Origin of the sequence: Bacillus sp. FSL R5-0439, assembly GCF_038008805.1 — a bacterium.
In the GTDB taxonomy this organism is placed as follows: Bacteria; Bacillota; Bacilli; order Bacillales; family Bacillaceae; genus Bacillus; species Bacillus safensis.
Genome location: NZ_JBBOZW010000001.1, coordinates 2409909 through 2422285, shown reverse-complemented (window position 1 = coordinate 2422285; position 12377 = coordinate 2409909). Strand labels below are relative to the sequence as shown.

Below are 12377 nucleotides of genomic sequence, written 5' to 3'. Positions count from 1 at the left end.
ATATGAACCGCTCTTTTTTTATTTGCCTCGAAGATTGACGCCAATCATTCCCCCCAGCATACAAATGCCTAAAAATGCCCCATGATAGATGAACTGCTCTGGTGAAAACGTTTTTCCAAACCCCAAATATTGAAATAAAAATACAGTGAGAGAAAAAATGATAGATGTGATCGCACCAATTAGCCAGCCGCGCTCCTTTGCTTTCCCGCCAGAAATGATGCCTCCTAATAACAGGGCAATAAAGGACAAAATCATAATCATCCATTTAAATGATGATTCCTGCATACTTGTGAATGTAAGCATGAGCGACACAAGTAAACTTGTGACAACCATCACGACAAAAATGGCAATTAATCCGGATAAAATGCCTTTTCCAATATGTTTTGTTTCTTGCATGTGATTTGTCTCCTCTCCAATTGACCGAAGCTTGTCTTTTACTAAAATGTATTCACAGTGGAGAAAAAATAGACATGTTTCAGACGTTTCTTTTCTACATAAATAAAGTGTTTTGACACAAGCTATGTTGGAGAAGGAGGGTTTACATCACATGCAGGACATCTTGATCATTTCCATGAGAACCATCATTTTATATTTTCTTATTTGGTTTATTTTTCGCTTAATGGGCAAAAGGGAAATTGGCGAGCTGAGTATTTTAGATCTAGTCATTTTTATGATGATTGCAGAAATTGCGGTTCTCGCCATAGAAGAAGTAGAGGATCACATGTTACATACGGTATGGCCAATCCTGCTGTTAACCTTCATTCAAATCACACTTGCCTATCTCTCATTGAAATTCCAAGGCGTCCGGCGCTTTCTTGACGGCAAACCGGTCTTGCTCATCATCAATGGCAAAATAGACGAGGGTGCGATGAGAAAACAGCGATACAATTTTGATGACCTGCTTATTCAATTAAGAGAAAATAACATCGACAGTATTCAGGATGTCTCTTACGCTATTTTAGAGCCGTCTGGAAAGCTCGCCGTCGTCGAAAAAGAAAACAAGCTCAAACATGCAGCGCTTGAGCTTCCACTTGTTGCGGACGGTGTAGTGCAGCATGATCACCTTAAGCAAATCAATCAAAATGAACAGTGGCTGAAAGATGAGCTTGCTAAAAGAGGTTACCATGATATCGAGCAAATCTCTTACTGCAGCTTTAATCAAAAAACATTTTATATTGATTTGAAAGATGAAGTGATCAAAAAGAGATGAGCTAAAACAGCTTCCCAATGAACGGGATGCGGCGCAGCTCTTCTCGTTTCACTAGTCCTAGGCAGATTAATAGAATGACATACAGCATGCACGTAACAATGATGAGTGTTACAAGTTCAATAGGAGCAGAAAAGAGTCCGTTTACTTGAGATTTCAGCCAAAGGCTGACAGCCCCCGTACCGATAATCACAAGGACGCATAGTCCATATTCCTTTAATGGTAAATGAATAGGCAGCACCTTTCCAACAGTTGCCGCATGGAGCAGTGTGACAAGGATGATGCCGATTAAGATCGCAAGTGCTGCGCCCATAATGCCAAAGCCAGGCTGTGAAGCAAGAACAAAAATCATCCCTGTTTTCACAATTGCACCTATCAGGCTGTTGGTCATCGCCGCACCAGCTAAATTGAGTGCTTGAAGCACGGCTTGAAGGGGCCCCTGAAAATAATATAGAAGGAAAAACGGCGCCATGAATTTCACATAAATGGCTGCATGCGACGAACCATACATAAAGAGCGTTAAATCTTCTGCATAAACGAAAAGAATAATACATGAAATGCCTCCGCTGAGTAAACAAAGGCGCATCGCCTGCTTCAGCCGGTATTCGACCGTTTTACGTTTATTCTGCTCCATGCCTTCACTGATCGCCGGAACTAATGCAGTGGAGAGTGAATACGTAATAAAACTAGGCAGTGTCAAAAGGGTCAGAGCAAGTCCAGTCAACTCCCCATACTGCCTTGTCGCCTCAACAGCCGCATATCCAGCAATGGCAAGACTTTGCGCGACAACAATCGGCTCTAAAAACCACGAAATATTCCCGATAAAACGGCTGCCTGTTGTTGGCAGGGCAACGCTCATCAGCTGCTTAAATGTGTCCTTCCCGTCATGAATCGCCTTAAAAAATTGTTTTCGAATACGAATGGTCTTTTTATAGCGAAAGGCGATCAGTAAGTAAGCAAGTGAAATCATCTCTCCAATCACAGATGACACCATCGCACCTGCTGCCGCAAATTCAATCCCGTAAGGAAGGAAAGCCGTTGTACATACCGCGACTAATGAAATTCTTGCGACCTGTTCCAGAACTTGAGACATCGCTAGCGGACTCATTTGCTGTCTGCCTTGGAAATAGCCTCTTAACACACTGGAAATGGCGATGACTGGTACGACGGGTGTAATGGCAAGCAGTGGATAGACCGTTCTAGGGTCTGTCAGCATATTTTCTGCCATGATGGGCGCAAACCATAAGAAGAGCGGCGTGAAAATCAGGCTGAGTGTTCCTGTTATCGCAAGAGACATGACCAGAATACGTTTTGTTTTCTGTTTGTCACCCCGGGCTTCTGCTTCTGCGACAAGCTTACTAATGGCGACAGGCAGTCCGAATTGCGTGAGCGTCACGGCGAGAAAAAAGGTAGGTGCAGCCATCATATAAAGCCCGACCCCTTCTTCGCCAATGAACCTCGCAATGACAATTCGATTGACAAAACCCAATATTCTCGTGATAAAACCTGCTAAAATTAAAATAATGGTCCCCTTTAAAAACGTTTGCTTCGTCAAATCACAGATCACCTGCCTTCTCAAACGACATAGAATCATATACAATAAGATATGCGTGTATATCGTCCAAGCATGACAAGTCTCTCGATAAAAAACTGAAAAGGGGGAGCTACGCAATGACACAACATCCAGCTGCTATTTACAAAGACCATTTAAAGCCTTTTCTGTTCAGTAAGCTTGAAGAATTCATCGTTTTGGGCTATAAAGATGTAGATTTAGAGGAATTATGGTCATACTTAGAGAATAAGAAGTGGAAGAAAAAACAAGAGTATCCGATTCATGAAATGGTTGCAGATATCTTATCTGTGAAAATAGGCGAATTTATGAACTATGCAACCGTTCAGTCGTTTAAAACGTCTGCTTTTTTGGACAGTGAAGATGGCAAGAATATGCTTGATGAACTGTTAAAATAAGCCATCTTAATGGATTCAGGTGTTTAAGGAGGAAATACATAATGAAAAAAGGGCGCATTCTTGCGTTTTTCTTAGTGGTTCTGTTAATCGGAACTGGCGTGGGCTTACTAACAAAGCCTGTTGCGAAAGATATGACGCTAGGGCTGGATTTACAGGGTGGATTTGAAGTCCTGTATGATGTACATCCAGTGAAAAAAGAGGACAAGATCACAAATAGTGTTCTCGTTAGTACAGTGGAGGCTCTTAACCGAAGAGCAAACGTGCTTGGTGTAAGTGAGCCGAACATTTCGATTGAAGGCAACAACCGTATCCGCGTGCAGCTTGCGGGTGTAAAAGATCAAAACAGAGCAAGGGAGATTCTTTCCACTGAAGCACAGCTATCCTTCAGAGATACGAATGATAAAGAACTCCTAAACGGGGCTGACCTAGTCGAAAACAGTGCAAAACAAACATTCAGTCAAACGAATGAGCCAATTGTGACGGTTAAACTAAAGGATGCGAAAAAATTTGGTGACGTCACAAGAAAAGTAGCAGCGATGGCACCAAATAATCAGCTTGTCATTTGGCTTGATTACCACAAAGGAGATTCCTTCAAAAAAGAAGTCTCAAAATCAAACCACAAGTATGTATCTGCACCAAATGTGAATCAAGAGATTAACAGCAGTGACGTACAAATAGAAGGAAAGTTTACTGTCCAAGAGGCAAAAGACCTTGCGAGTATTTTAAATGCCGGGGCATTGCCAGTGAAATTAACAGAAAAATATTCCACATCTGTGAGTGCACAGTTTGGTGAACAAGCACTGAACGAAACAGTGTTCGCAGGAATAGTAGGAATCGCATTTATCTTCTTATTCATGCTGTTTTATTACCGATTACCTGGTCTTATAGCTGTCATCACACTTTCAGCTTATATCTACATTACGCTGCAAGTGTTTGACTGGATGGGCGCGGTTATGACACTGCCTGGAATTGCCGCACTCATTTTAGGGGTAGGGATGGCTGTCGATGCCAACATTATTACTTATGAGCGGATCAAGGAAGAGCTGAAGCTCGGCAAATCAGTCCGTTCTGCTTTCAGATCAGGGAACCGCAGATCATTTGCGACGATCTTTGATGCTAACTTAACAAGTATTATTGCCGGCGGAGTGCTGTTCTTCTTCGGGACAAGCTCTGTAAAAGGATTTGCAACAATGCTCATCCTCTCGATTTTAACAAGCTTTATCACAGCTGTTTTCCTATCAAGATTCCTTCTCGGTCTTCTTGTTGAAAGCCGCTATCTTGACCGGAGAAAAGGCTGGTTTGGTGTTCGTCAAAAAGACATTATGAACATCCATGAGACAACAGAAACCACCGAGCCAAAAACACCATTTGATAAGTGGGATTTCGTCAGCAAACGTAAAGGATTTATGATTTTCTCAGCTACTATCACCATTGCGGGAATCATCGTTCTTTCCATCTTCAAGCTGAATGCGGGAATTGACTTTACAAGTGGAACTAGAATTGATATTCAAAGTGATCACAAGCTGTCAACTGAACAAGTCGAGCAAGACTTTAAAAAGCTTGACCTTGAGACAGACAGTGTCGTGTTATCGGGTCAAAAAGAGAATCAGGCAGCAGCGAGATTTGTCGGTGTGCCGAACAAAGAAAAGATTGCTGAAGTGAAAGATTACTTCAAAGATAAATACGGAACGGAGCCAAACGTAAGTACAGTGTCTCCGACTGTAGGAAAAGAACTTGCACGTAATGCGCTATATGCCGTCATCATTGCCTCCATCGGGATCATTTTATATGTATCTGTCCGATTTGAGTATAAGATGGCGATTGCGGCAATTATTTCACTGCTATATGATGCGTTCTTTATCGTGGCCTTCTTTAGTATTACGCGCCTAGAGGTGGATGTCACCTTCATTGCCGCGATCCTCACGGTCATCGGGTACTCGATCAACGATACGATCGTTACCTTCGACAGGGTTCGTGAGCAAATGAAGAAACGCAAACCGAAAACCATTGAAGATCTATCGTACATTGTGAACTTAAGCTTACAGCAAACCTTTACGCGATCTGTCAATACGGTGCTGACTGTACTTGTCGTTGTTGTCGCACTGCTTATCTTCGGATCGGCGTCGATTACAAACTTCTCCATCGCCTTACTTGTCGGCTTATTAACAGGGGTGTATTCATCCCTTTATATCGCGGCACAAATTTGGCTGATGTGGAAAGGCCGCGAGCTGAAAAAACCAGCTAAGATAGATACAGATCAAGATATTTAATCTGGAAAGACTGCCTTCTCGGCAGTCTTTTTCTATTGAAAAAACATTTCGGGTTTCATTGATCTTAAAATGGTCTTTTGCTATAATGACTTACGTTTAGATCAGTATAGAAAGCGGGTGTCTGTTTAAGGCATTTTGCTTTATTCATTGGAGGGGCTGTGATGAAGGTTCGGGAAACTGAACTGCCAGGTATCGGTCATAAAGCCGAAATGATCACAAGAAATAATGAGAAGCTTGCCATCATTACACATAATGACGGCAGAAGAGAAATGTATCATTTTCAGGAGGACGACCACGAAGAAACGATTTCTGGTATCCTGCTAAACGATGAAGAAGCAAGACAAATTGCGGCTATTTTAGGCGGCATGGTCTATAAGCCGAAAGCGCTTGAAACCGTAGAGGTAGCCATTGATGATCTAGTGATTGAATGGTTTAAAATTGAAAAGAATGCACCAGCTGTTCAAAGAAGCATCGGTGAACTCAATGTTCGCCAAAACTATCAAGTAACAGTCATCGCCATTATGAGAAAATCACACGAGAAGATTTTAAATCCAGGACCAGATACCATCATCGAAGAAGGGGATACCCTTGTTATTTCTGGAGAAAGAAAAGAATTAAAGAACCTGATTAAAGAAAAACTCAGCAGCTGATGATGCCCATGCTGATAGGTTTTCTTCCGCTGCTTTTTTTCTGTGTTTAAAAAAGGCAGTGAAAAGGGAAGAATAAAAGAAAAAGCTTGGGGGATTTGTAGATGAACAAACAACAATGGACCATCATACTCGCATTTATTTTCGTATTAATTGTCTCAGTATTTGCCGTGATTAATGTACGGCCTGTCGAGGTAGACTACTTATTTGGAACGGCTGAATGGCCGCTGATCCTCGTCATTATCGGTTCTGTTTTAATGGGCGGACTGATTGTGGCATTTGCAGGGATCTTCCAAATTGTGAAACTGAAACGTGAACTAAAGGCATTAAAAGCTGAGCGTGCAGCCGCTGCACCTGCTACTTCGACGAAAAAGGCAGACAAAGATCTTCAAAAAAAATCGCATGTTACGCCTTTAAAAGAACAACCAGCATCATTTGACCGGAAGGAAAAATAATCTTCCAGCACAATTTCATAAAATAAAAATTGAAACCCCTCAGGCCACTCTAGTATAATAGTGTGGTTGAGGGGTGAATTTATGTTATTATCCAAAATGCGCTGGGAATATGAACATCCAAGCGAAGAAAAAGTGAAATCACTCTCTGAAAATCTGAATATTTCAGCGCTGACTGCATCGCTTCTCGTAAAAAGAGGACTTGAAGAAGTAGAAGAGGCGAGGTCTTTTTTATTTGATCAAAAAGCCGAATTTCATGATCCATTCTTATTAAAAGGAATGAAAGAAGCAGTAGAGCGCATCAACAAAGCGATCGAAGAGCAGGAATCGATTGTGATCTTCGGAGACTATGATGCAGATGGTGTGACAAGTACGTCTGTACTTTTACATACATTAAAAGAGCGGTCTGCGATAGTAGACTTTTATATTCCAGATCGGTTTAAAGAAGGCTATGGGCCTAATGAACAGGCTTTTCGATATATCAAGGAGCAAGGAGCATCGCTTGTCATCACGGTTGATACAGGCATTGCTGCTGTAAATGAAGCACGTATTGCAAAAGAAATAGGGCTAGACCTGATCATTACAGATCACCATGAACCAAGTGAGGAGCTGCCTGAGGCACTTGCCATTGTCCATCCTAAGCAGCCAGGCTGTGAGTATCCCTTTAAAGAACTTGCTGGTGTAGGTGTAGCGTTTAAAGTGGCGCATGCACTTCTTGGGGAGCTGCCAGTTCAGCTGTTAGATCTTGCAGCAATCGGGACAATCGCGGATCTTGTACCGCTTCATGATGAGAATAGATGGCTCGCCAAAAAAGGGCTTATGCAGCTTCGTCAGTCGAATAGACCGGGGCTGAAAGCGTTATTGAAAGAAGCGGGAGCCACTTTAGAAGAAGCGAACGAGGAAACGGTCGGCTTTCAAATTGCGCCAAGGCTGAATGCTGTAGGACGAATTGAACAGGCAGATCCAGCTGTTCACCTTCTTATGACTGAGGATAAGGATGAAGCAGAAGAGCTCGCTCGTTTTGTACAGGAACTGAATAAAGAACGACAAAAGATTGTCAGTACGATCACAGAAGAAGCCATTCAAATGGTGGAAGAGGCAGGCGATGACCAGTCTGCGATCGTTGTAGCGAAAGCTGGCTGGAATCCGGGCGTTGTTGGAATTGTTGCCTCTAAATTGACGGATACTTTTTCTCGTCCAGCGATTGTGCTTGGAATAGATGAAGAAACGCAAATGGCAAAAGGATCAGCCCGGAGCATTCCTGGCTTCGATCTATTCTTCCATCTAAGCAAATGCCGCGACATCCTGCCGCATTTCGGCGGGCATCCGATGGCAGCAGGGATGACACTTCGAGCGGATGATGTCGCTTTACTAAGGGAAAGATTAAATCAATATGCCAATGAAACATTGACGGAAGAAGATTTTATTCCCATTCAGCGGGTCGATGCCGTGTGCAAGGTAGACGAATTGACGGTTCAAGCAATTGAAGAAGCAGGGATGCTGTCACCATTTGGTATGTCAAACCCAAAACCGTTCATTATGATTGAAGATGCGAAGCTTGAAGATATCCGAACAATTGGGGCAAATCACAACCATATTAAAATGTCACTGAAAGACGAAGACAAGCTGCTTGACTGTGTCGGCTTTCACCAAGGGAAATTAAAAGAAGAAATTGTTCCAGGAAGCCGCATTTCCGTGATTGGAGAAATGTCCGTCAATGAATGGAATAACCGGAAAAAGCCCCAGCTAATGCTAAAAGATGCACGAGTTGATGAATGGCAGCTGTTTGATCTGCGGGGGAAAAAGGATTGGGAGAAGAAAGTTTCGACGCTTGATTCAGAAAAATCTTTGGTTGTCTGTTTTGAGGAAGCAACAAAACAGAACGTCGATATCCCCATTCATCATGTTCATGCAGAAAATGTATCAACGTTTGATGTACACGGAAAGTATGTGGTCTTTGCGGATGTTCCCGCAGATGAGCAATTGCTGAAGCAGCTTTTAGAAAATCAGAAGCCTGCCAGAATTTATACGGTTTTTCAAAGAGAAGAAGATCATTTTATGTCCTCTTTCCCAAGCCGTGATCAATTCAAATGGTTTTATGGGTTCTTGTTTAAACGGGGAAGTTTTCCTATCAAAGAACAAGGAATGGAGCTTGCCAAACATAGAGGCTGGACAAAAGATACAATCATTTTTATGACAAAGGTGTTTTTTGAACTCGGTTTTGTTAAAATAGAGAATGGTGTGCTGTCAATAGTACTTGATGCCCCTAAAAAAGATTTAACGGCATCAGCGTCCTATACAGCAAAACAACGATTGATGGAACTCGATCAAACACTAACATATTCCTCAGCTAAAGAGCTGAAGGAATGGCTGAATAGCATGATGAGCGAAGTCTCACCTGTGCTTTGACGTACGAGGAGGAAAAGGAAAAGATGGATTTAAAACAATATGTGACAGTTGTACCTGACTACCCAAAGGAAGGTGTACAATTTAAAGATATTACAACGTTAATGGATAAAGGCGAAGTGTACCGTTATGCAACGGATCAGATCGTTGAATACGCGAAGGAAAGAGACATTGATCTCATTGTTGGACCTGAAGCGCGTGGATTCATTATTGGCTGCCCTGTAGCATACGCACTTGGTGTAGGTTTTGCACCGGTTCGTAAAGAAGGAAAGCTTCCTCGTGAAGTCATTAAAGTCGATTACGGCTTGGAATATGGTAAAGATGTATTAACGATTCATAAAGATGCGATTCGTCCCGGTCAGCGTGTCCTGATTACTGATGACTTACTGGCAACTGGTGGAACAATTGAAGCGTCCATCAAGCTTGTAGAGGAATTAGGCGGCGTTGTGGCAGGGATTGCATTTTTGATTGAGCTGACGTATCTGGATGGCAGAAAGAAGCTTGACGGCTACGACATCATGACGTTAATGCAATACTAATGGAGTTTTTCGTAAAAAGCACTCAGTAAGAAGGGTGCTTTTTTCCTATCAAAAATCTTTTAGCGGACTTCTTCTCTTTACATCTATCGAATTTTTCTTGATAATAAACTACAATACAGTTTTCATTTAAAAAGGTGATTCCATGGCGAACGAACAAGTTTTAACGGCGCAGCAGGTCATTGACAAGGCAAGAGAATACCTGTCCGCTGAACATATTCAATTTATAGAGCGAGCATATGAATATGCTGAAAATGCACACAAGGAGCAATACCGGAAATCTGGTGAGCCCTATATTATCCATCCAATTCAAGTGGCGGGCATTCTTGTTGACCTTGAAATGGATCCATCAACCATTGCAGGCGGTTTCCTGCACGATGTAGTTGAGGATACAGATGTGACATTACAGGATTTAAAAGAGCATTTTAACGAAGAAGTAGCAATGCTTGTTGATGGTGTCACAAAGCTCGGGAAGATTAAATATAAATCACAAGAAGAACAGCAGGCCGAAAACCATCGAAAAATGTTTGTTGCAATGGCGCAGGATATCCGCGTGATCTTGATTAAGCTGGCAGACCGTCTTCATAACATGAGAACGCTCAAACATCTTCCGCAGGAAAAGCAGCGGAGAATTTCAAATGAAACACTTGAAATCTTTGCACCGCTTGCGCACAGATTAGGGATTTCAAAGATTAAGTGGGAGCTTGAAGATACAGCACTCCGCTATTTAAATCCGCAGCAATATTACCGAATTGTGAATCTGATGAAGCGTAAACGAGCGGAACGTGAGGAATACTTGGACGAGGTTGTAAATGAAGTGAAAGACCGCGTGTCTGAGGTGAACATCAAGGCTGAATTTTCCGGAAGACCAAAACATATTTATAGCATTTATCGCAAAATGGTCTTGCAAAATAAGCAGTTTAATGAAATTTATGATCTGCTTGCCGTTCGTATTTTGGTCGACAGCATTAAAGACTGTTATGCGGTGCTCGGTATTATCCATACATGCTGGAAACCGATGCCAGGCAGATTTAAGGATTATATTGCGATGCCAAAGCCGAACATGTACCAATCTCTTCATACAACGGTGATTGGGCCAAAAGGTGATCCGCTTGAAGTTCAGATCCGTACAGTGGAAATGCATGAAATTGCTGAATACGGGATTGCGGCACACTGGGCATATAAGGAAGGCAAAGAGTCAGCAGAATCAACGGAAGAAGCGGTCTTCCAGAAGAAGCTTTCTTGGTTTAGAGAAATTCTTGAATTCCAAAACGAATCCACAGATGCAGAAGAATTTATGGAATCATTAAAAATCGATCTCTTCTCTGATATGGTGTTTGTGTTTACACCAAAAGGAGACGTCATTGAACTGCCGTCGGGCTCAGTTCCGATTGATTTCTCTTACCGAATTCACTCGGAAATTGGGAATAAAACGATCGGTGCCAAGGTCAATGGCAAAATGGTCACACTCGATCACAAACTAAAAACAGGTGACATTATTGAAATTCTGACATCGAAGCACAGCTACGGGCCAAGTCAGGATTGGGTCAAGCTTGCCCAAACCTCCCAAGCAAAGCACAAGATCAGACAGTTTTTCAAAAAACAGCGCCGTGAAGAAAATGTCGAAAAAGGCCGAGAGCTCGTAGAAAAAGAAATCAAAAACCTTGAGTTTGATGTCAAAGACATTCTGACCGCTGAAAACCTGCAAAAAGTGGCTGACAAATTTAATTTTTCAAACGAAGAGGACATGTATGCAGCTGTTGGATATAACGGCATTACTGCACTACAAGTCGCCAATCGTTTAACGGAAAAAGAAAGAAAACAAAGAGATCAAGAAGAGCAAGAGAAAACCGTTCAAGAAGTGACGGTGGAACCAAAGACGTATCACGGGAAAAAACGGGAAGCTGGCGTAAGGGTCAAAGGGATTGATAACCTGCTTGTCCGCTTATCTAAGTGCTGTAACCCTGTTCCTGGCGATAGCATTGTCGGCTTTATTACGAAGGGCCGAGGCGTATCTGTTCACCGTGAGGACTGTCCGAACGTGAAGACAGGAGAAGCGCAGGAGCGGTTAATTCCGGTCGAGTGGGAGCATGAGCAGCCTGCTCAAAACCGTAAAGAATACAATGTGGAAATTGAAATATTAGGATATGATAGACGCGGCTTACTCAATGAGGTGCTTCAAGCAGTTAACGAAACCAAAACGAACATCTCCTCTGTTTCTGGGAAGTCTGATCGTAACAAAGTGGCGACGATCCATATGGCGATCTTTATCCAAAATATTAATCATTTGCACAAAGTAGTCGAGCGCATTAAACAAATCAAAGACATTTACTCTGTTCGCCGATTCATGAATTAGAAAGGAAGTATATCGTCTATGAGGCTTGTTGTGCAGCGTGTGACAAATGCATCTGTGAAGGTAGAAGAAGAGATCACAGGTGCCATCAGCGATGGATATATGGTGCTTGTTGGTGTCACACACGAAGATACAGAAGAAGATGTGCTTTACTTAGCTGAAAAGCTTGCACATTTACGTATTTTTGAAGATGAAAATGGGAAAATGAATCGTTCGCTATTGGATATAAAAGGAAGCATTCTGTCTGTGTCGCAATTTACCCTTTATGGTGATACGAGAAAGGGCAGACGGCCGAATTTTATGAAAGCCGCCAAGCCGGATGCAGCCAATTCGCTTTACGAATGTTTCAATAAAACCCTTAGAGAAAAAGGTATCCATGTTGAAACTGGCCGTTTTGGTGCGATGATGGACGTGTCATTGACCAATTCAGGACCAGTCACGATCTTGATGGACAGCAAAGAATAGATTCTCTTTAGACTGTAGATGAACTCATGCGGGAGTTTGTTTAGAGTCTTTTTCTTTTGTGGCCAAACAAAAA

11 protein-coding genes are annotated in these 12377 nt (G+C 42.3%); 9 read left to right on the top strand and 2 right to left on the bottom strand.

Features of this window, described 5'->3' with window-relative positions; genetic code table 11:
* Nucleotides 1–18 precede the first annotated feature (18 nt).
* The gene (locus NST59_RS12450; RefSeq protein ID WP_341040673.1) at nt 19–396 is read right to left on the bottom strand and encodes a TIGR04086 family membrane protein; all 378 of its coding nucleotides are present in this window, start codon (nt 394–396) and stop codon (nt 19–21) included.
* Nucleotides 397–547: 151 nt separating this feature from the next.
* Here NST59_RS12450 and NST59_RS12445 point away from each other — a divergent pair, with 151 nt between their 5' ends.
* Entirely contained in the window at nt 548–1210 is a 663-nt protein-coding gene (locus NST59_RS12445) for a DUF421 domain-containing protein (protein ID WP_039180318.1), read from the top strand.
* Between the two features lies 1 nt (nt 1211).
* Here NST59_RS12445 and spoVB read toward each other — a convergent pair whose 3' ends face one another.
* Complete coding sequence (gene spoVB, locus NST59_RS12440) at nt 1212–2762, bottom strand: stage V sporulation protein B (RefSeq protein WP_341040671.1); 1551 nt, start codon at nt 2760–2762, stop codon at nt 1212–1214.
* Nucleotides 2763–2878: 116 nt separating this feature from the next.
* Between spoVB and NST59_RS12435 the strand changes: the two genes are divergently transcribed.
* The 8 genes from NST59_RS12435 (at nt 2879) to dtd (ending at nt 12304) form a co-directional block, all read left to right on the top strand.
* Nucleotides 2879–3175, top strand: a complete 297-nt coding sequence (locus tag NST59_RS12435; protein WP_003216788.1) for a post-transcriptional regulator — start codon at nt 2879–2881, stop codon at nt 3173–3175.
* Nucleotides 3176–3216: 41 nt separating this feature from the next.
* Entirely contained in the window at nt 3217–5445 is a 2229-nt protein-coding gene (gene secDF, locus NST59_RS12430; RefSeq protein ID WP_039180313.1) for a protein translocase subunit SecDF, read from the top strand.
* A gap of 161 nt (nt 5446–5606) precedes the next feature.
* Nucleotides 5607–6095: a cation:proton antiporter regulatory subunit gene (locus tag NST59_RS12425; protein ID WP_058838998.1), complete on the top strand. Its 489-nt coding sequence runs from the start codon at nt 5607–5609 to the stop codon at nt 6093–6095.
* A gap of 101 nt (nt 6096–6196) precedes the next feature.
* The gene (locus tag NST59_RS12420) at nt 6197–6547 is read left to right on the top strand and encodes a LapA family protein (protein ID WP_058838999.1); all 351 of its coding nucleotides are present in this window, start codon (nt 6197–6199) and stop codon (nt 6545–6547) included.
* An 81-nt stretch (nt 6548–6628) separates the two neighbouring features.
* The gene (gene recJ, locus NST59_RS12415) at nt 6629–8953 is read left to right on the top strand and encodes a single-stranded-DNA-specific exonuclease RecJ (RefSeq protein WP_341040668.1); all 2325 of its coding nucleotides are present in this window, start codon (nt 6629–6631) and stop codon (nt 8951–8953) included.
* A gap of 23 nt (nt 8954–8976) precedes the next feature.
* Complete coding sequence (locus NST59_RS12410; RefSeq protein ID WP_024423133.1) at nt 8977–9489, top strand: adenine phosphoribosyltransferase; 513 nt, start codon at nt 8977–8979, stop codon at nt 9487–9489.
* Between the two features lie 142 nt (nt 9490–9631).
* Nucleotides 9632–11842: a RelA/SpoT family protein gene (locus NST59_RS12405; RefSeq protein WP_024427858.1), complete on the top strand. Its 2211-nt coding sequence runs from the start codon at nt 9632–9634 to the stop codon at nt 11840–11842.
* A gap of 18 nt (nt 11843–11860) precedes the next feature.
* The gene (gene dtd / locus NST59_RS12400) at nt 11861–12304 is read left to right on the top strand and encodes a D-aminoacyl-tRNA deacylase (RefSeq protein WP_039180301.1); all 444 of its coding nucleotides are present in this window, start codon (nt 11861–11863) and stop codon (nt 12302–12304) included.
* The last annotated feature ends 73 nt before the right edge of the window (nt 12305–12377 follow it).